The organism is Rhodococcus sp. USK13 (assembly GCF_018343855.1).
Classification (GTDB): domain Bacteria; phylum Actinomycetota; class Actinomycetes; order Mycobacteriales; family Mycobacteriaceae; genus Rhodococcus_F; species Rhodococcus_F oxybenzonivorans.
The window spans coordinates 4,482,016-4,500,430 of the sequence record NZ_CP069242.1 but is presented as its reverse complement, the minus strand read 5'-3'; the positions used below and the strand labels follow the sequence as shown (position 1 = coordinate 4,500,430).

Sequence of the window (18,415 nt, the reverse complement as noted above, 5' to 3'; positions counted from 1 at the left end):
GCGCTCCCTCTCAGAAGAGCGGCAGGCCGGCGACGGCCTTGCCGTAGAAGTCGTAGAGCACGTCCGCGGTGGGGGCCATCACCGACCCGGCGCGGGCGTCGCGGAAGGCGCGTTCGATCGGAAGGTGTTTGGAGAAGGCGGCACCGCCGCAGACCCGCATGGCCGTGTCGGTGATCGTCAAGGCGGCGTCGTTGGCCGACGCCTTGACGGCGAGAACATTGAGCATCGTCGTCTCGTCCGGGGCGCTGACGCTGCGCGCTGCATGCGCGAGGAAGGCTTGCTGGGCCGCGAGGCTGATGCCCATCTTCGCGATCTGGGCGCGGATGGTCGGTAGCGCCGAGAGTGCTTCGTTCTGGTGCTCGAGGCGAGCGCTGCCGACATGCGAGAGTGCGGCGGTGTTGGCTGCTGCGGACAGGCCGAGCGAGACAGCGGCGTTGCCGAGGTTGAACCAGGGAAGCACCGTATTCATCATCATGCCGAAACCGGCGCCCTGGTCCCCGAGGCGCTGAGCAACCGGGAACGATGCGTCGATTGTCATCGGTGCCGATGCGTTGCCCCGCAGCCCCATCCCGATCCACGGGCCGGCCACGGTCAGACCCGGCGCGTCCTTGCCCATCGCATACAGGTCGACCTCGCCCGCGGTTCCGGAAGCAGAGCCCGCCGAGACCACATAGACATCGGCGTAGCCGGCGGAGGTGACCCAGCTCTTGTCGGCCTGCACGGAGACGGTGTCACCGTTCGCGGAGGCGGACGAGACCGGCGCCCAGAAATGGGACCGGGAGCCCTTCTCGCTGAACGCCAGGGTGCCCAGCACCGACCCTTTCGCCATGCCGGTGAGCAGGTCGGGCATTCCCGGTGGTGGTGCCTGCGCGAGGGTGACCGCGGCGGCGGCGTGCATCAAATAGATCATGGCGGTCGATCCGCATGCCGAGGCCAGCGCACTGAGGACCTCGGTGAACTCCACCGGCCCGCAGCCCGAGCCGCCGACGTCCTCGGGCAACACCAATCCCAGGAGTCCGCTGTCGCGGAGTGCGGCCACCGTCTCGGTGGGAAAGACACCCTCGGTGTCCACCCGTTCGGCGTTCCGGCTGGCGATTTCGGTGACCTGGTTGACCGCTTCGTGGGGAATCATCGGGTCCTCCATCGGGACGTGGGCTCGGATCGGCGATCAGTAGTCACCGGGATGCGGCATTTTCAGTATCGGCCGCGGCGCAGGAGTTTCGGGGCGGATCGGCCGAGCGGACCTGTTCGACCGAGCAGGCGCCCCGTCGCGGCACCGACGAGTGCGGCGCACAGGAACACCGCGGCACTGGTGTTCGTGCCGCCCAGCCACACGTCCGTGCGGCCGGACTGGATGTAGATGCTGGCGGCGGCCAGGAACGCCAGAACGGCGCCGGCGAGGGCGAGCTCGCGGCGGACGAGGATCGCGCCGGCGAGCGCGCAGGCCGCCACCACGAGTACCGCCAGCGCGCCCGCAAGGTTGTAGGTGCCCAGTCCTACTTCCAGGTCTTCGTACCCCACCAGACCGCCGATTGAGGCCCACCGGTCGGTCTGGAAGGAGGCGATCACGGCGGCGACGCCGAGGACCGCCAAGACGATGCCCCAGGTCCGCAGCAGCGATGCCGCGGCGCGGGGACCGCTCCCTCGAGGGGACTGGGCACGTACCTCGTCGACGGCGAAATATCGGGTCGACCACGTGCACAGCAGGACGACATGGATGCCGATGAGCATGAAATAGCTCCATGGCCATTCGTTCGGTGCCTCGGCAACCGAGAAACAGATGGCCAGGGACTGCCCGATCCCCAGCAGCGCGGCGATACGGACCAGTGTCCCGGTGAGCAACAGCACCGCGAGCACGGTTTCGACCACCAGCGTCAGCCACGCGAACACCAGGAAATTCGGAAGCACCACGTGCTCGACCAGCCAGCTGAACGGCGGAAACACCGGATGCTCGACGGCCGCGCCGGTGAATCCGTACAAGCCGCCGCCACTGTCGCGGCCGAAGTCCGGCGGTGTCTTCCACGCGACGTTGTACAACCATTCCAGTCCCACCAGGATTCGCAGCCCGGTCAACGCCGCGCCGGACACTCGAGGTGAGGGCTCCCCCTCCGACAGCAAGAGGCGAGCAGAGGGGAGGCGCCGTTTGCTTCTCACCATGACAAGTGTGCGCGTCAGCCGACGCCGCGGTCCAGAGAACGACGACCGCCGCCTCGACGGTCACACCAGGTGGTGTGCGCCCTCGCGGAGGGTGACGACGATCCGTGCTTGATGTCGGGGGACGTCGGTGATGTTGCGGACATGCCCGTGGTCGGGCTTTTCGTCGCCGGGCGAGCGATCGCCGCCCCTGTTCCAGGACGACAGCTTCGACGTCGTCATCTCGGTCGTCGGAGCAATGTTCGCGCCGCACCATCGGCAGACCGTCGACGAGATGCTGGTCTGCGGGCCCGGCGGCACCATCGCGATGATCAACTGGACACCGCAGGGCCTGATCGGCAACCTGTTCAAGACCCGAGAAATTATGTCGAAAAACCTCTACAAAGGTATTTCGACGCATGCTGATCGGCTACGCGCGTGTCTCGGACGAGTCCACGCCAATGGTTCGTGGCTGCCATTCGATCGAGCACCGAGGTGCCGTAACCGCGGACCTTCTCGGCCGTGAGGTGGCGGTGCGCGGGCGGAAACTGCGCAGCGAGAACTCGACATTGCGGAACACCGTGCGGCGTGCCAGCCCCATCAGTACCGCCATGCCGGTCACGGCCATCCACATCGGTAACGGGTAGAGAGCGAGACGCTCCCCCAGGCCGAAATGCAGCGCCTGTCCCAGCATGAGGCCGGCGCCGACCAGGCCCACGAGTGCGCACAGTGCGGACCACAGGGCGACCAGCCGCTTCTCGTGCCACATATGCCAGGCGATGAGCACGAGCACCACGTGGCGCGCCACGAAGCCCGGCAACACGGCCGACCAGTGGATGATCGTTCCATCGTTCGCCGGAAACAGACCGGTGGCAGCGGTGCTGACCGCGATGATCACGGCAAGCGAGAGTATCCACTTCTTCTCCCGGCCACTTCGTATGTGCCGATGAAGAAACAGTGCACCGAGGAGGGTGAGCACCCCGAGCGCGAAGAACGCCGAATTCATGACGTCGTGCATCGGTGAGCAGGATCCGACTTCGCAGGTCGTCACGCCCAGGGAGCTGATCGAGTCCTGCGCGAAGCTGTAAGGCGTGCTCCACGCCGCCGCGGTGAACATCTCCGCGAACAAGTAGGCGAACGAAAGTACCCAGGCCGTGCCAGCAGCTGCGTGGCGAAGATTATCGGTTCTCGGTGATGTTCCAACGCGGTGTGGATTGCTGATCGTAGATTCTCTCTGCCGAACCAGATGTGGCGAGCGAGGCCGGACAGAGCCGGCCCGGATGATCTGCGTGACCCTACGACACGAACCTGCGAATGCTGTCCGAAATGTCTGCATGGTCAGCCTCCACTGTGTATCAGGTCGTACTTGCCGTATCAGGTCGCACTTGCCGGGGATCGGGCTCTGCGCCCGGCGTCGTCAGCACATTGGCGTGATTCAAAAGTGCTGGTGCGCAATCGCTTCAAGGTTTCGGTTGACATATCTCCGTTATCGGCGGTTTCTTCGGCGAGGTGGTCGGGGCCTTTCCGGCGCCCCGGCCCCGCACGCCGGTGGACACGACCAGCACAAGCAAACGCAGTTGGACAGACCGCGGCAGGTTGAAGTGGTCTCGAGGTCACTCCGCAGCTCGTTGTCCCGGCTCTTTGCTCCTCAGAGCGCGAGCAGCCGCTGAAAGAATTCGCGGTAGCGCTTGAGTGCGATACGAAGATCCTCCGTAGAGCCCTCTTCGCCCCGCGCCCACTGCTCGTCGAGCCGCGAACGGGCCTCCGAGAAGCCGGTCGTGAGTCGGTCGACGACGTCCGACACGAGACCATCGGCCTTCTGAACGCACTCTCTGGGATCATCGACGAAGCCCGCCTGAACCTCGTCCCAACGCGAGCGGAGGACCGATAGCTCGTCCTCATCGAAAAGCGATTGCCGGGAAGATGATTCGGTTGCCTCGGTCGATGAATGGGTCCCCTCAGCCGACGGGGAAGTCCCCACAGTCGACGAACCGGTTGCCCCGGTCGAGGACACAGTCTCGCCCGAACCGGCGGTCTCGGTCGAGGACACAGTCTCGCCCGAACCGGCGGTCTCGGTCGATGATTCGACCCCCCTGGTCGAGCCGATGCCCTCGGGTTGCTGATCCTGGGTGGTCATGCGCGCGCCTCCTTTGACTTGTCTTTGTTCTCATCCGTCTCGAGCAATTTCTCGAAGAGCGCCCGGTAGTGCACAAAAGCCTCGCGCTGTTCCTCGGTACCGACGCCGCCCTGCTCCTGCGCTAAGTAGATGCCGTGCGCAGTTCGGTAGTTTTCGACGACCTTCGGATGGTCGACCGAAATGTCGGCCGCCCGCTGATCGAAGTCGTCGATCGGGTAGCCGCGCTCGCGCATGACCTGGATGACGAGCTTGTCCGCAGCGCCCACCGCGCTCGACGGATTGTCGACGAACTCGATCTGCACCGTCCGCCACGAGTCGGCGTACTTCGCGTGCGCCTCGGGCGTCAACGCGACGATATCGAGCTTCTTCCGCTTTCGTTCGCGCGCGGCGAGCTCGTCTTCCGCGGCGTCTAGGTTGCCGACCTCTCCCACAGTTCGCTCGTATTCGGGACCAAACCGTCCCCTCAGCCGTTCCGTCCGCTGACGACTGCTGACCGAGCGTGCAACGATGACCGCCAGTACGGCGATCACGACGATGACCGCGATCAGGATCCATCCCCAAACAGGCATTTCTTCAGACCTCCTCGTCCTTCGGACGGAATACCCGACCGGCTCTTTCGGAAACGTCTACCGCGCAGACCCGACAGCGGCTGGCCGGGCAGACCCCGGACGGAGCTACCCGGCGGGTCAGCCTGCACGACCTCGACGCCCGGCCCATCGCCAAGGGACGGCTCGGCAAACCGGGCGAGTTCGGCCACAAGGCCCAGCTCGTCGAAGGCGACGACGGCGTGACCGTGGACCACAACGTCGAACGCGGCAACCCGGCCGACGCACCCCAGCTGGCCCCAGCTGTGGATCGGGTCCGCACACGCGCCGGCCGGCCACGACGCACGGTCACCGTCGACCGCGGCTACGGCGAGAATGCCATCGAGGACGACCTCCGCGACCTCGGTGTGCGCAACGTGGTGATCCCCCGCAAGGGCAAACCCTCGGCTGGCCGGCGAGCCGAGGAACACCGCCCAGCGTTCCGGCGAACAATCAAGTGGCGCACCGGAGTCGAAGGTAGAATCAGCGCCCTCAACCGCGGATACGGCTGGGGCCGCACCCGCATCGACGGCACCGAAGGCGCCCAAATCTGGGTCGGCCACGGGGTCCTGGCGCACAAACTGGTCAAGATCAGCACCCTGGCAGCGTGAAAGGCGCCGATCGGGGGAGTCAGTGGCCAACCCAATCCCGACCGGCCGAGAACGGCCGAATCATGCTCACCGGGGCGCCTCGTTTTTCAGGTCGAAGTAGGTAGCGGGTCCGGTTGCGGCGCCCGTCGGCCAATTGCTTCTGCTTTGGAAGTATTGAAATTCGGCGGTCGTCGCACGCACATGGGCTCGATCGGGTCGGCCGATGCTTCCGACAGATAGCCGAAGACCAGCCCGAGGGAGATCGTCCCTCCGGCGCCTCCGTAGAACCCCTTAGTGGGTGCGCCGCCTGCGTTGCCGGCGGCGTACAGGCCCGGAATGATGTTGCCTTCGGTGTCCAGCGCGCGCCCGAGTGCGTCGGTCTGCGGACCGCCCACGGTGCCGAGGGCGCTGGCCTGGACCTCGAGCGCATAGTACGGCGCGGTGTCGATCGGCCCCAGCACGCTCGACTTCGGGCTTTTCAGCACGGGTCGGATGATCCTCGCCAGGGGCCCGGGGTGATGCCGAAGATCCCGAATTTCGTCCAGTAGTTCTGGTTCGAAGATCAGCCACGCCGTGGCATTGGGCATGGTGCCGGTTTCTGGGTCGACCTCACGCATGATCGCGAGTGCTGGCCGCGGTATCGAGCTTCTACGACTGGGCGATCGTCGCCGAACTCGTCACCGGCGAGAATCCGATGCGCCGCCGTCGCGATGTCGCGTTGGCGATGGTCGCCGAGTGCCACCCAACGAGGTGGTCCCATCGCCTGGCAAGCGACACACCGCTATTTGACGCGTGCGAGCATGTGTAATCAGCTTCTGACTCTGCCGGTTCAAAAGTGAGGTGCACGGTCTGCAGTGAACGAGTGTGGCGGGACCAGCCCCCGCGGTGACCGCGGTATGGCGTTGGTCGGTTGTGGACCTGGTAAGGCCCGAATTCGGCTCAGGCCAGCGTCGGCGACGAAGCTGTGGTCGACGTAGGGGATGCAGTTTGCTGGGTGTCGAGGTTGTCCCCGTGATCAGTGTCGTCCGTGTTCGACGACCCAAGCCGCAATCTGCGGCCGGGAGGTGAAGCCCAGCTATAGGGCCTTCGCCCACGTTGTCGAAGAGAAGGGTTCGCCCGCCTGTACCGGGAGCCCCTGCAAGATCACTGGGACAGCGTCAAACTTGTAGGCGTCGGGTCGTGGACGAATCAGCGCGTGCGTTTGGTGACAAGACGGCTGCGGAGGACTAGCTCGGCCAGCCGTGCCCGTTTCTGATTCTGCGGAAGGTCCTCGACCCCGAATTTGGCGAACAATGCGCGCAGATGGGTTTTGACCGTGGCGTCGGAAAGGTGCAACTCCGCGGCGATCTGCGAGTTGGACGGCGGAACGGCGAGAGGAGTGGGGCGTTTGTATGGGCGGCACTGTGTGTCGAGGACGCTCCGCTCCGCGTCTGTCACCGCATGCAGTGGTGGGTCGGCCGGTCCGCCTGTGTCGACCTCCGCGATTTCGTCGGCGGCGTGGTAGGTCACTAGCGACGTGCCGATCCGGATGGGGTCGCCCGGCCGCAGCCTGCGCCGGCCGACGACCAGTCGGCCATTGACGTAGGTGCCGTTGAGGGACAGCCCGCCGTCGATGATCGTCCAATGTCCGCCAGTCCATTCGATGACGGCATGCACCCGCGACACCGACGGATCCGAAGTTATCGCGACGTCGGCCTGTGGGCTGCGCCCGAGAACCACGCGCGGCTCGTCGACCGAAAGCGCCAGACGCCTTCGGCGCCCGCCGTTCGTGTACAGCAGGCAGGGAATGTCGGCGCCGCTGACGGCAGTTACCCGTCGCGACGACGGCTTGCGGGGGACCGAATCGGGCCGAGCGTTCTCGTTGCGGTGGAGCATCGCACCTCCCGGTGGATTCGATCAATAGTGAGTGGTCCTCCTGTGAGGTCGTTGCTACCAGTTCAGGGGACTTCTTAAAAAGTTTGGTCTCGGTGTCGGAGGGATATTCATCATCAGGGCTGCATATTCTTACCCCTAGGTGATTTCGCCGGTCATGACTCGGCCGCTGCCGGCCGGCCAGTGCGTGGATGGCAATCGCCTGCCCGACCGGTGTGCGAGCGTGCCCCCGAGCGCCGGGACGGATCTGACGACGCGCCTGGCGGGCAGGTTGGCGTTACAGCCAGCACTCTCGTGAGTCGACTGATCGGTGAAACCGGAAATCGGTTCAAGGCCATTGCGAAACTTCGCAATTCCGGTTGTGCAACAACGATCATCATCATCGAACCCCGCCCTTCGGGAAAGTGCCTGTGGGGGCGTGTTCACCGTTGCGGCCCGCCGTTTCTCGCGTTCCGGATCGGAGGATCACCGGTTGGGAACACGTAGTCGCAAATCGATACCTCAGTGCCGCAGAACGCTCTTTGCGTGTGTTATATGGGCACCGTATGTCATCACCAGAAATCCAGTGCCTGTGCAGTCGCGGTGGACTCCGCGTGGGTGGGCCGTAGTGCACCGGCGATGGCGTAGACGGTGTGACCGACCGTCGCGACGGACATCCCGTGAGCCCCCGTGGGCATGGGCGGCAATGGTGACCAGGTCCCCGCACTCACGTCGTAGGCCTCGACCGTCGACAGCACCTTGGTCGGTTGTTCGCCACCGACCGTGACGATGCGGCCGTCGATGAACGCCGCGCCGAGTCCGCCGCGAGGAGTGGGCATGGCAGGCAACGTCGTCCACGTGTCCGAGGCGGGGTCGTAGCGTTCGACCGCGGCGGTGTTCTGGTCCGATGCCAGGTCCCGCCCGCCGATCGCATAGAAGTACGTGCCATCCGACACCCCGGCCAGATGCTCCCGGGGTGTGGGGATATGCGAGACGGTCGTCCACTTCGTGCCGTCGAACACCTCGGTCGTCGCCACCAGTTCGCCGTCCGCCTGACCCCCGGCGACCACGATCCTGTCGCCGACCACGGCTGCGGCTCCAGCCGCCCGCGTCTCGTTCATCGGCGCCAAATCCACCCACTTGCCATTCCGAAGCGCGAGCACCCGGTCCGACGTCGTCCCTGTGAGGTTCGGACCTTTCGGCACCCAGCCTCCGAGGACCACCAACTCGCCCCCGTACTCGACGGCCATCGCGTGATTGAGGGGGACCGGAAGGTCGGGGCCCGCCTTCCAGGTGTCGATGGCGGGGTCGTTCCCTTCGACCTGCGGGGTCGACCCCGCATTGTCGATGCCGCCGAGCACCCAGATCGTGCCGTCCGCGACCGCCGTCGCCGTCTGCTGACGGGCGATCGGCGCATCCTTCAGCGGACGCCACGCCGGCGCCCATTGGGTCTTGCGTGGCGCGAGCTGCAAGGCCTCGGAAACAGCAGTCGATTCGGCGTGTGTCGGTTTGATACCGCCGCCGACGGCATACACCGTGTTGCCGACCGCGCCGACCGCCATCCCGTGTCGCGGTGTGCGCAGAGCCGGCAATTGCGACCAGGTCCCCGCACTCACGTCGTAGGCCTCGACCGTCGACAGCACGCTGGTCGGTTGTTCGCCACCGACCGTGACGATGCGGCCGTCGATGAACGCTGCGCCGAGTCCGCCGCGAGGAGTGGGCATGGCAGGCAACGTCGTCCACGTGTCCGAGGCGGGGTCGTAGCGTTCGACCGCGGCGGTGTTCTGGTCCGATGCCAGGTCCCGCCCGCCGATCGCATAGAAGTACGTGCCATCCGACACCCCGGCCAGATGCTCCCGGGGTGTGGGGATATGCGAGACGGTCGTCCACTTCGTGCCGTCGAACACCTCGGTCGTCGCCACCAGTTCGCCGTCCGCCTGACCCCCGGCGACCACGATCCTGTCGCCGACCACGGCTGCGGCGCCAGCCACCCGCGGATCGTTCAGCGGGGGCAGGTCAACCCACCGGCCGTCGCGCATGGCCATCACCCGATCGGATTCGACAGCGGTCAGGTTCTGCCCCTCCGCTTTCCAGCCGCCGATCAGTACAGGTTCGTCGTTGTAGGTGACGGCCATCGCATGATTCAGCGGGATCGGAAGGTCGGGGCCGGCCTTCCAGGTGTTGATGGCCGGGTCGTAGCCCTCCTGCCGGGCGGAGACGCCGTTGTCGTCCAACCCTCCGAAGACCCAGATCGTCCCGTCCGCGACTGTCGTTGCCGTCTGCTGGCGGGCAACGCGGGCATCCTTGACCGGTCGCCACGCTGCAGTCGGCTCGACGGCAGGAGATGCGCCGGCGTCCTGGACGGTCGGTCCTGCGGTGCCGGGGCCGGTGGTTTCTCTGAACACGAGGTACCCGCCGCCGGCCAGCACCAGCGCGACGACCAGTGCGAGGACGGTCAGGACCGCGCGCCGACCCTTGCGGGACTCGTCGATGCCCGGACCTCCGGTCGGCTGCCAGGGCGACGGGCCTGTCGGCGGCCAAAACGGCGGTCCCGACGGGTGAGAATCCGGCTGGAGCTGCTGGGTCGGTTCGACCCACTGACGCTGACCGATTCCCGGACCGTCGTACCGGATTCGGCGGTATCCATCGGTACCCGACGCCGACCGGTGTGCCTCGGTCGTCTGAGCGGTCTCCAGGGGTGCCAGCGCCATCGCGTCCGAGCGCAAACCGATGTGCCGCTGAGCAGCTTGAAGTTCGTGTCCGAACTCCTCGGCGGACGCCGGTCGGGCAGCTGGATTCGTCGCCATCGCCCTCTCGATCGCGGCGCACACGCCGTCCGGGATTCCTTGTGCGCGCAGGTCCGGCACCGGCTGGCTGCTGATCCTCACGAACTGCGCAACGAGCTCCTCACCGGTCCTCCGCTCGAACGCCGCCCTACCTGCGATCAGTGAAAAAATTGTCGCACCCAGTCCGTAGACGTCGGATCTCGCGGTCGGCGATTCCCCGTTGAGCACTTCCGGCGCGGTGAACGCCAATGACCCGGTAAACCCGCCGGTGGCCGTTTCGTACCCGCCGGCGATGTGCGCGATGCCGAAATCGGTGAGCTGCGGCTCGCCGTAGTCGGTGAGAAGGATGTTCGCGGGTTTGATGTCGCGATGGAGCGTGCCGGTCCGGTGCGCCGTCTCCAAGGCTCCCGCCAACTTCACCCCGATGCTGATCGCCTCCGGCCAGGGCAGCGGACCTTCTCGGCGGATCTGGACCGCCAGTGAATCGCGCGGGTGATAGTGCATGACGATGTACGGCCGACCGGCGTCGGTCACGCCGACCTGCAGAATATTGACGATGTTTGGGTGACCGGAGAGCCCACCCATCGCGTACCCCTCGCGCAGGAAGCGCTCGCGGTTCTCGGGGTCCAGGTCCGACGTCAGCACCTTGATCGCGACGGTTCGACCCAGCGAACGCTGCAGGCAGCGATATACGACACCGAATCCGCCCCGGCCGACCTCCTCGGCACCTGCGAACCCGACAGCGTCCAGCTCGGCTACGATCCCGCCCACGGTCCGGGCTGCGTCTCGGTTGACGTCGGCCATCGCGCGCCTCAGCTCCGTCCACTATCCGCCGAGATGACGGGCGAGTACTGATCCTCGACCGATCCCCACGTCGTGGAACGTGATCGGCGACTGTGCGGACCGTCTCGGAGAAGGCGCGCCGGCTCGCCGCTAGGACAGGCGGGGTCGGCGGGGCGGATGGCCGGTGCACACGCGTTCATCGAAACCGCGCTTCCGACGCCGGGGGTCAACACGAGACGCAGGTCCCTTCACGAGTAATCGACGGCATGAATGGTTCCGATCACACCGGCGAAGCCCGGCGCTGGTCGCCGGATCGATCCTGTACGAGAAGTATTCGATCGATTGAAATCTGCGTCAAGATGACAATATGCCCACCCTAGGGTGCCTATTCGAATCTTCGACTTAGCCTCTCATCTGCAACACCCGATTTGAGGTACCGAAACACGCGAACGAAACGAGAGTCTCGCAGACGAGCAATCATCTGGCGCACGGCGACGATGCCGTCACGGTATTGCGGATCCCTCATATGTGGTTGCGGCGGAGTCGAGTTCGTTAAGGGCCTCACGGGTGTGCCGGCCGATCTCGGTCAGGTCCGGCAGCAGGGTGCGGTCGGCGTAGGTGATCGACACCGCGGCCTCGGTCGGCCCATACAGTTGTGGACCCGGGCCGCCGAAATCTCGGCGAAGTCGCGGACCGTGGCGGCGGGAATAGCCCCACCGATCACGAACACATGCCGCAGGGACGCGATCTGCTGTCGATCCACCGACCCCGCAAACACGGAGAGCATCGACGGGACGAAGTCGGTTGCAGTGACGCCGTAGTCGTCGATCACCGTTGCACGATCAGCGGCAGGCTGCGGAAGCACACCTCCTCTGTAAGGGTGGCATTTAGAAACGCGGTGGCAAGCACGCCGTGCAAGCCAAGAGTTGTCGCTTCCGTCCGCCGTGTTTGGTTAGCGGCATACCCTGCGGGATCGACTACTGGGAAGGCCGCGGAGATCTGTTGTGCGACGAGGATGTGCAGAAGTGCAAAACCGATGGGAATGACCACAATCCACACCCTCCGCGGCAGTGCGGCGTCCCGGCTCCCCGTTCCCGCCCCGCTCGACGTGACCCGACGCACTCACGTCGGTCGCGACCGAGCACGCGGCAATGATGGCAACGAAAAGGCAGGAGCGCATCCCCTGGCACACGGCGGACGAGGCATCAAAGGCGCGATGAAGACCGCCGACCGATCCGACGCCCGAATTGCCCTGGTGCTCGGCGACCGCGATGGCGTTGCCGGTGTAAAGGACCTTGCAACCGGGGAGCAGCGCTCGGTCCCACTGAGGACCGTGTTGTCAGCGAGCTTCGGGACGCGCTCGCTGAGACGGCTACTCGCTAAAGCGGTACCGGCCTCGATTGGCACCGACTGCCGAGGTCGCTACCGACCGCGTTCCAGAATCACCCTTGCTGAGGTGATGGCACCAGCTATGAGACACCGATACTGCCCGGTGCCGAATGGACCGGATCGGGTGACCGACATCAATCTCGACGTGGTCGCCGACGCTGTCGACGCGAGCGGGTCCGACGGTAGTCGCACATGGGTCAGCGAATGGGGGGCAGTTTCGCGGTCCGGGAGTCGCGGTCCGGGATTCGTGGAACCCGGAAGCAGGATCGCCCAGACGATCGAGTAGGAGCGGCGGCATGGAACCCGAACGTGGAAGCAGCAAGCACGGCCCGGTCGAGGATGAGGAGCTCGAGAAGAAATCGAGGGAATCGTCCGCGGCAACCGACCCTCCCGCACTGAGGAGTAGCACGATCCAGAACCGCCAGCGGACGACGATCCACAGATTCGCGGCTGGCAGCTCGACCCACCGGAGTAAGAGCTCGGCCGAACGGTACACGCCGTGAACCTGGCGACCGGTGTCGAGGTGTTCGCGGTCCATAGAACGCCATCCGAATCGGGACGGCCAATCGGCGGGTCCGGGGCGAGTGCCGCTCACACATATCTGAGCAGTGCTGCGCAGCCGTCGCTGGGGGTGATCCGCTCGTCGGTTCGGATCAACGCCGCGCCGCCGGTGTTGCGGACTTCGACGATGCCGCCGGGGACGGAGAAGTCGTAGAACCATTGGGCGTGGGTGCGGCTGAGGTTCAGGCAGCCGTGGGAGACGTTGGTGTTGCCCTGCGCCCAGATGGTGTCCTCGAGTTCGTGGAGGTAGATGCCGTCGTTGCTGATGCGGGTGGCGTAGTCATCCGGTGTGATCGCGCCGGGGATCGGTGCATTGGTCACATGCCCGACATCGGCGAGGACATCTCCGGCATGGGGGACAGCGACTGCAGCAGCGCCGGGTGGACGAGGACGGCGACCCCGAGCAGGACCACGGCGGTCCCGACCACCCGGGTAAGCGCGACTCCATGGCGGGAGTTCTTCTCGGCCAGGAAGATTACGGCGATCGCCGCCATCCAGGTCAGGTTCATCAGCCCGACGACGAGCAAAACCGCCATCAACGCCCAGCAGCAGCCCAGGCAGTAGAGTCCGTGCGCGCTTCCTGCGCGGAAGGTGCCCCACAGACCGGTTCCGAAGTCGTGGGTGGCGAGGAAGGTCAGCGGGGTGCGGCAGGCCCGCAGGCATGCCTGTTTCCACCGGGTGAACTGGTATCCGCCGGCGATGACCAGCACACCACCGGCCGCGACCTCGACCCATGTCGAGCCGTGTGAGATCCGGCGGAAGCCGAGCAGCACCGCCAGCGGAACGACCCCGGCAGCCGACCACACCGCCAGGTAGCCCGCAGTAAAGGTGACCGTCGGGGTGAGTCCGCGGGCCTGCCGGCGCATGACCAGGCGGTGCAGCAGGACGATCGGGGCGATCGTCGGAAACATCATCGCCACCATCATCGTCGTCCACATGGCGAGAAAGACGGCGGCCCCCATGTCGAAGGGCATGGCCGTGCCGACCCACGCGAAACCGTGAACCATCGATTCCATGCCGGCCGCAGTACTGATGGTGCGCCACCACGCCACCCCGGCAAGGGTGAGCAGAATCCCCACCGTGGCGAGCGTCGCTCGGCGTTCGAGGGCGCTGTAGGCCGTCCGGGGAGTGTCGATCCTCGGGGGCTGACTCATCGGCACTCCTCCGTTACGCCCCACCGCCTCGCCCTGCCGGGCTGGGCCGCACCACCACCACCGCCGTATCGCGGTGCACTGCTGCCTGTCAGAACTTGCCGGCCGCTCCGGCGGGCGCCATCCGGTTCTCGCTGGACCACTCGACGCGTGAGTAGTACGCGTTGTTGCCCGGGTGCTCGAATGTCACTCCGTCGGCGTCGAGTCGCAGCACCGAGGTAGTGCCGATCTGTCCGTCCTGGAAGATGAACCCGTCCTCGAGCACCATGTGCGGTTCGTGCTTCTCCCCGGTCACCGGGTTTGTGAAGCTCTGCATCTGAACTACCAATTTGTCGCCGACCTGGACTCGGGAATCGGTGTCCCGGTCGTCGATCTCGATCGTCTCGAAGAAGGGACCATGGATCTCGCTGACGGTCGCGGCGAGGATCTCCCAGGGCAGACCGGGATCCTCGGCGGTGAGGATCGGAATGAGGGCCTCCTGCTGGGCGGGGTTCGCGTCGATGAACAGGGCCATCGTTCCGTTGCCTTCGTGGATGGCGCCGGGCCATTTCACCGCGCTGGCGACCTTCGCCCCCGTCAGGTCGACGCCGTCGCGTTCACCTCCGGTGACTTCGAATCCGACCACACCGTCACAGTTTCCGTGGGTGGGGAAGCCGCTCATGTTGCACGGGCACCCCAGGTCGCAGTTGCAGGCTTCGTAGTAGTTTGCCGAGATTCGCCAGGCCATGTCCCTCACTCCTCGTCGCTGAATCGTTTCGCTAGGTCATCATGCGCAGCCCTTGTGGGTGCCCCCGCAATCCATCCGTTCAGCGCACAGCCGACAGCCCCGGATCGAGCCGGTATCTACTCATCCTCCCACTTCGCTACAACGCGAACAACGATCGAACAACGATCGCGGACGGGCTTCCTCCTGTCCGTTGACAGGCGCGGATTTCGTTCGGTCCGCCCTTCCTCCGACCCGCCCGTATACCGGCCACCGATCCTGCAGGCTTGTTGACTGCTCACACGCTTGTTCGCGAGATCAGCATTGGCGCGCCGTTCCCGATGTTGTGCCTCGCCACGTTTGAAGAACCACGTTGTTTCCGTATCGCGAATCCATCGCCCCTGAACTGGCGGGTGTTGCAACGACCGATAGACCCTAAGGCGCCGACCGCGGTGCCCTTCCGATCAGGGGCCACGATGATCGGTCGCGTACGGACCGGACGTGTGTCTCGCACGTAACCCGCAGCTCGTGTACGGGCGGATGACGGGATGGGGGCAAGACGGACCGTTGGCTTCGACCGCAGGTCACGACATCGACTACATTGCCCCCGACAGCGAGCCGCTCGGCGACGCCTGGTCGGAATCCTTCGAGTCGATTACCTCGATGAACTGCGAGCGCCCGGTAGACATCACCTCGAACGGAGAGGTGGTTGTGGTTGCTCGACGACACGGAGCGGGATATCGGATCGATCAGGTCGCCACGATGGGGCCGTGTCGATCGCGCGGGGGGCTGGTGCCCTTGCTTGTGGTCGACGAGGGCGGGACTCCGATCGAGCCGATCCGGTGATACCTCACTGACTTGTCGCACAGCACAACAGCGCTGAATTCGTGCGAAGTTACGCGTACGGTCTGTTGCGGTGGTGGCGCTGGCTACGTGCCGTCGGTGTGGAATGGGACAAGGGTTTCCAGCTTTGCGCCATCACGACACAACCCTGTCATTCGACGACGGCTCCGACCGGTCGCCCACTCGCCGATCGCCCCGTACTGTTTCGAGTATCGAATTGCGCAGTAGCAACAACGGAAGGTGCCCGATGGGAATGCTCGACAAGGCCTTCAAGAGCGGCGTCGCGATCAAGGCCGTCCAGGTCGTCAAACGTGAGGCGTCCAAGCCGGAGAACCAGCGCAAAGCCCGGGAACTGGTTACCAAGCTACGTCAGAAGCGCCGCTCACACTGAGTTGTCAGCCCGGCCGATTCCCGGAGCTGTGCGGAGTGGATTGAGACGGCGTGTGACTCGTCGCCGACGCTCGAGTCGTCGATCGACTCTCCGTCGTGCAAGTGGTAGGACTCTTCGGAGTCGATCCGATAGCAGAGCCCTCGAGGGAGGCCGGGCGCAGCGCGGATGTCACGGTGGATACGATCGGTGGCGTTCCCAGACATCCTCCCCCCAGATTGTGTTCTGGTGAACACCCCCGATGTCCAGTGTCACCCCCCGACCTGGACACCTGTGCCCCAGCATCACCCCCCGGTGCTGGGGCACACCGGTTTCCGGTGGTCGCGTAAGCCTGCCTGGGTACCCACCTCTCGCGGTGTCGACGGCCCCTCGAAGGATCTGGAGCGCCTGCTGGTCATTTCTGGTTGGCGGCGGCCGGAGTGATGTCGACGGCCGCTTGTCCCGTCGGTGCACTGGACCGCTTCGTTGCGTCGCCGATTGGTTGTCAGGCGGACCCGGGCGAATTCGGCGGCGGCACTGGCCAGGACACCACCGACGGCGAGAACCGCGAATCCGACGGCCGGCTGCCCGGTATCGATCGTCAGCAGCGCGGTCAGTGCGCATAGTAACCCGAGAGCGGAGAGCGCGAACGGCGAAAACCGGTGCATGACAATATTGTTCTCCTATCGACGACGAGGTGCTTACCTGGGCGCGTGTCCAACCGAGATGCTCTTCCCAGCACCGCGACGTCACCGGCGCTCGCTGTCGGCCGACCGGTGGTCCACCTGGCTGTTGTCACTGATTGAGACCACCGATCCCGTTTATCGAATATCGCACAGCAGTACCCGGAGTTTCCCGAAAGGCACAAGAAGATACTGACCGGCCCGAACCGAACGAAAGGCCATGTCCTGTGGACGACCGATCGACGAATTGGACTACCGATCAAATGATGAATGGACGGTCGACCAATATGGGGGAATTTTTCGGAATGCTTCCGGGGTAGGAGAATCGGCAGATGTCGGGCCCGCGTCCAGGTGCTGGGGCGGCAGCAGCAGGGTGTCATCCACGGTGCGCCCTCGCGGTGATGCAGGACGGATGGGACCGGTGGGGCTGCGGATCATCGTCAGCGGCGGACGCCCCAGCTGACAAGGAAATTCGAGTGCCGGTATGAGCATGTTCTGGATGGTTGAGGTGCTGGCCGCCACGCTGGTCGTGGTTGCCGTGTCATTCGCCGCGGCGGTCACCGCCGACACGGTGTGTCGACGATCTCGCATACAGGTGCTGGAAGTGGACGATCGCGCTGCCTCCGAACGGGAGTCGCGGATGCGCACCGTCGAGACCAGTCGCCGAGATCGGGATTGGCACAAGGCCGCGATATGGGCGTGGACGATCTGGGTTGCCACCTCCGCGATCGCGGTCGCGTTCGTCGGCGTGCTGATCATCGTGGGATGAGGATCGGTTGCGCCGGCACCACTTTGTCAGCACGGCGTGGGACCGGCGGATCGGAGCCGCACAAGGGTCGTTCGAGCACGGGCGCCCCAGCTCCACACGACAACTCGATCGGTATTCGGGCCCGTCCTCCCCCGGGCAAACTGTCGAGCAACTACGCTCGATCGATGGCGAATAGACTCCCGGCGGACAAGCGGCGCGCGCAGATCCTCGAGGCGGCGTTGACGATCGCGGCCGAGCAGGGTGTCGCCGCGCTGACCATGCGCCCGCTCGCCGAGGCGGCCGGGGTTTCGCTCGGGGTGTTGCATTACCATTTCGACGACAAGGACACCCTCCTCACACATCTCGGGGAAACCCAAATCCTGCAGGTCAACGACGGGATGCGGGTGGTGTTCGGGCAGTACACTCAACCCGGCCTGACCGGGATCCCGGCGCTCGCGGACCTTCTGCGTGCCGGAATTCGCGGATTGTGGCCGATCATCGAAGCAACACCCAACCATCAGCTGCTGACCTACGAGATCACCGCCCACGCGCTGCGGCAACGCAGCGCCGGCAACGTGTCGGCCGGGGCGATCGCCGAGCAGCAATACCGCACCCTGGACGTGGAAACCGTCGCGTTCCTCGATCTGTGCGCGAAGCGAGCCGGGGTCACCTGGATCACTCCGGTCGAGCAGGTGGCCCGGTTCGTGCTCGCATTCATGAACGGGCTGGTGCTGCGCTGGCTGGTCGACGGGGACAGCGCCGCCGCCCTGTCCGCCCTCGATGATCTCGTGCAGATCCTCACGACCAAGGCGCGCTGACCGTCTCCAGTGGAGGGGCACCCCTGCTATCCGTCGCGGGGTGGGCGTTCGCGTCGCACAGCATGATGAGCAGCATGGTGCAGTTTCGGATCGGTCAGCCCGCTTGTGGGTGCCAGGCCCGGTACGGTGGTGACCCTCCGGCCGAAGGGGTCTGGCGGCGGAGGGTCTGGCTGTCGCGGCAGGGTTGCCGTCCGAGATGACGCGGCCGCACACCCATCGGATACCCGTATCCGGACGGGTTACCCCTCAGCCGAAAACGGCTCTGCCAGTGCGGCCGGCCTGTTGATT

17 protein-coding genes and 5 pseudogenes are annotated in these 18,415 nt (G+C 65.5%); 9 read left to right on the top strand and 13 right to left on the bottom strand.

The genetic code is table 11. The features are described 5' to 3' along the window. Positions 1–10: 10 nt before the first annotated feature. Entirely contained in the window at positions 11–1,132 is a 1,122-nt protein-coding gene (gene fadE16 / locus JQT59_RS23230; protein WP_213572160.1) for an Rv1679 family acyl-CoA dehydrogenase, read from the bottom strand. 62 nt (positions 1,133–1,194) lie between these two features. Beyond that, positions 1,195–2,157 (bottom strand): Rv1678 family membrane protein, encoded by a 963-nt coding sequence (locus tag JQT59_RS23225; protein ID WP_397517631.1) that lies wholly within the window; start codon positions 2,155–2,157, stop codon positions 1,195–1,197. Between the two features lie 190 nt (positions 2,158–2,347). Here JQT59_RS23225 and JQT59_RS37175 point away from each other — a divergent pair. Further along, positions 2,348–2,509: pseudogene (locus JQT59_RS37175) on the top strand (class I SAM-dependent methyltransferase); the annotation flags it as partial. Between the two features lie 54 nt (positions 2,510–2,563). Here JQT59_RS37175 and JQT59_RS23215 read toward each other — a convergent pair. The 3 genes from JQT59_RS23215 to JQT59_RS23205 all read right to left on the bottom strand — a co-directional run bounded on the left by JQT59_RS23215 (position 2,564) and on the right by JQT59_RS23205 (position 4,839). Next, positions 2,564–3,250 carry a DUF998 domain-containing protein gene (locus JQT59_RS23215; RefSeq protein WP_213572158.1) on the bottom strand — a complete coding sequence of 229 codons (687 nt, stop codon included), beginning with the start codon at positions 3,248–3,250 and terminating at the stop codon, positions 2,564–2,566. A gap of 531 nt (positions 3,251–3,781) precedes the next feature. Then, on the bottom strand, positions 3,782–4,270 hold the full coding sequence (locus JQT59_RS23210; RefSeq protein ID WP_213572157.1) for a hypothetical protein: 489 nt from the start codon (positions 4,268–4,270) through the stop codon (positions 3,782–3,784). After that, entirely contained in the window at positions 4,267–4,839 is a 573-nt protein-coding gene (locus tag JQT59_RS23205) for a hypothetical protein (protein ID WP_213572156.1), read from the bottom strand. The genes JQT59_RS23210 and JQT59_RS23205 overlap by 4 nt, the downstream gene beginning before the upstream one ends. Before the next feature lie 59 nt (positions 4,840–4,898). Here JQT59_RS23205 and JQT59_RS23200 point away from each other — a divergent pair. Further along, positions 4,899–5,465 (top strand): annotated as a pseudogene (locus tag JQT59_RS23200) (transposase); the annotation flags it as partial. Between the two features lie 86 nt (positions 5,466–5,551). Here the strand turns inward: JQT59_RS23200 and JQT59_RS23195 are convergent. Next, positions 5,552–6,061, bottom strand: coding sequence for an FAD-binding protein (locus JQT59_RS23195; RefSeq protein WP_213572155.1), 510 nt, complete (start codon positions 6,059–6,061; stop codon positions 5,552–5,554). 8 nt (positions 6,062–6,069) lie between these two features. Here JQT59_RS23195 and JQT59_RS23190 point away from each other — a divergent pair, with 8 nt between their 5' ends. Continuing rightward, entirely contained in the window at positions 6,070–6,252 is a 183-nt protein-coding gene (locus JQT59_RS23190; RefSeq protein WP_213572154.1) for a hypothetical protein, read from the top strand. Between the two features lie 380 nt (positions 6,253–6,632). Here JQT59_RS23190 and JQT59_RS23185 read toward each other — a convergent pair whose 3' ends face one another. The 4 genes from JQT59_RS23185 to JQT59_RS23175 all read right to left on the bottom strand — a co-directional run bounded on the left by JQT59_RS23185 (position 6,633) and on the right by JQT59_RS23175 (position 11,914). Beyond that, positions 6,633–7,319 (bottom strand): FHA domain-containing protein, encoded by a 687-nt coding sequence (locus JQT59_RS23185; protein ID WP_213572153.1) that lies wholly within the window; start codon positions 7,317–7,319, stop codon positions 6,633–6,635. Positions 7,320–7,867: 548 nt separating this feature from the next. Next, on the bottom strand, positions 7,868–10,885 hold the full coding sequence (locus tag JQT59_RS23180) for a serine/threonine-protein kinase (protein WP_213572152.1): 3,018 nt from the start codon (positions 10,883–10,885) through the stop codon (positions 7,868–7,870). Positions 10,886–11,367: 482 nt separating this feature from the next. Beyond that, positions 11,368–11,493 carry a hypothetical protein gene (locus tag JQT59_RS37755; protein WP_283254009.1) on the bottom strand — a complete coding sequence of 42 codons (126 nt, stop codon included), beginning with the start codon at positions 11,491–11,493 and terminating at the stop codon, positions 11,368–11,370. 199 nt (positions 11,494–11,692) lie between these two features. After that, complete coding sequence (locus JQT59_RS23175; protein ID WP_213572151.1) at positions 11,693–11,914, bottom strand: hypothetical protein; 222 nt, start codon at positions 11,912–11,914, stop codon at positions 11,693–11,695. 133 nt (positions 11,915–12,047) lie between these two features. On the opposite strand from JQT59_RS23175, the pseudogene JQT59_RS37170 reads away from it, so the two are divergent. Together JQT59_RS37170 and JQT59_RS23170 are read left to right on the top strand one after the other, a co-directional pair. Then, a pseudogene (locus JQT59_RS37170) lies at positions 12,048–12,206 on the top strand (histidine--tRNA ligase); the annotation flags it as partial. Between the two features lie 343 nt (positions 12,207–12,549). Next, positions 12,550–12,756: a hypothetical protein gene (locus JQT59_RS23170; protein ID WP_213572150.1), complete on the top strand. Its 207-nt coding sequence runs from the start codon at positions 12,550–12,552 to the stop codon at positions 12,754–12,756. Between the two features lie 151 nt (positions 12,757–12,907). On the opposite strand, the pseudogene JQT59_RS23165 reads toward JQT59_RS23170, so the two are convergent. From JQT59_RS23165 to JQT59_RS23155, 3 genes and pseudogenes are all read right to left on the bottom strand, one after another. Then, positions 12,908–13,135, bottom strand: a pseudogene (locus tag JQT59_RS23165) (L,D-transpeptidase); the annotation flags it as partial. Further along, complete coding sequence (locus JQT59_RS23160; RefSeq protein WP_213572149.1) at positions 13,132–13,968, bottom strand: DUF2182 domain-containing protein; 837 nt, start codon at positions 13,966–13,968, stop codon at positions 13,132–13,134. The gene JQT59_RS23160 and the pseudogene JQT59_RS23165, both read right to left, overlap by 4 nt. 88 nt (positions 13,969–14,056) lie before the next feature. Continuing rightward, positions 14,057–14,692 carry a DUF1326 domain-containing protein gene (locus JQT59_RS23155; RefSeq protein WP_213572148.1) on the bottom strand — a complete coding sequence of 212 codons (636 nt, stop codon included), beginning with the start codon at positions 14,690–14,692 and terminating at the stop codon, positions 14,057–14,059. 468 nt (positions 14,693–15,160) lie between these two features. Here JQT59_RS23155 and JQT59_RS23150 point away from each other — a divergent pair. From JQT59_RS23150 to JQT59_RS23135, 4 genes and pseudogenes are all read left to right on the top strand, one after another. Further along, positions 15,161–15,274: pseudogene (locus JQT59_RS23150) on the top strand (CoA transferase); the annotation flags it as partial. A 484-nt stretch (positions 15,275–15,758) separates the two neighbouring features. Continuing rightward, a complete protein-coding gene (locus JQT59_RS23145) occupies positions 15,759–15,902 on the top strand; it encodes a hypothetical protein (protein ID WP_213572147.1) in 144 nt (47 codons plus the stop codon). 1,143 nt (positions 15,903–17,045) lie between these two features. Further along, positions 17,046–17,330, top strand: a complete 285-nt coding sequence (locus tag JQT59_RS23140) for a hypothetical protein (protein WP_213572146.1) — start codon at positions 17,046–17,048, stop codon at positions 17,328–17,330. Positions 17,331–17,494: 164 nt separating this feature from the next. Then, a complete protein-coding gene (locus JQT59_RS23135; protein WP_213572145.1) occupies positions 17,495–18,127 on the top strand; it encodes a TetR/AcrR family transcriptional regulator in 633 nt (210 codons plus the stop codon). The last annotated feature ends 288 nt before the right edge of the window (positions 18,128–18,415 follow it).

Coding starts and splice junctions, on each gene's coding strand:
- JQT59_RS23225 (WP_397517631.1), bottom strand. CDS start 2,157: ATGGTGAGAAGCAAACGGCGCCTCCCCTCTGCTCGCCTCTTGCTGTCG.
- JQT59_RS23210 (WP_213572157.1), bottom strand. CDS start 4,270: ATGACCACCCAGGATCAGCAACCCGAGGGCATCGGCTCGACCAGGGGG.
- JQT59_RS23180 (WP_213572152.1), bottom strand. CDS start 10,885: ATGGCCGACGTCAACCGAGACGCAGCCCGGACCGTGGGCGGGATCGTA.
- JQT59_RS23215 (WP_213572158.1), bottom strand. CDS start 3,250: ATGTTCACCGCGGCGGCGTGGAGCACGCCTTACAGCTTCGCGCAGGAC.
- JQT59_RS23145 (WP_213572147.1), top strand. CDS start 15,759: ATGGGAATGCTCGACAAGGCCTTCAAGAGCGGCGTCGCGATCAAGGCC.
- JQT59_RS23160 (WP_213572149.1), bottom strand. CDS start 13,968: ATGAGTCAGCCCCCGAGGATCGACACTCCCCGGACGGCCTACAGCGCC.
- JQT59_RS23155 (WP_213572148.1), bottom strand. CDS start 14,692: ATGGCCTGGCGAATCTCGGCAAACTACTACGAAGCCTGCAACTGCGAC.
- fadE16 (WP_213572160.1), bottom strand. CDS start 1,132: ATGATTCCCCACGAAGCGGTCAACCAGGTCACCGAAATCGCCAGCCGG.
- JQT59_RS23195 (WP_213572155.1), bottom strand. CDS start 6,061: ATGCGTGAGGTCGACCCAGAAACCGGCACCATGCCCAATGCCACGGCG.
- JQT59_RS23185 (WP_213572153.1), bottom strand. CDS start 7,319: ATGCTCCACCGCAACGAGAACGCTCGGCCCGATTCGGTCCCCCGCAAG.
- JQT59_RS23170 (WP_213572150.1), top strand. CDS start 12,550: ATGGAACCCGAACGTGGAAGCAGCAAGCACGGCCCGGTCGAGGATGAG.
- JQT59_RS23140 (WP_213572146.1), top strand. CDS start 17,046: ATGAGCATGTTCTGGATGGTTGAGGTGCTGGCCGCCACGCTGGTCGTG.
- JQT59_RS23135 (WP_213572145.1), top strand. CDS start 17,495: ATGGCGAATAGACTCCCGGCGGACAAGCGGCGCGCGCAGATCCTCGAG.
- JQT59_RS23205 (WP_213572156.1), bottom strand. CDS start 4,839: ATGCCTGTTTGGGGATGGATCCTGATCGCGGTCATCGTCGTGATCGCC.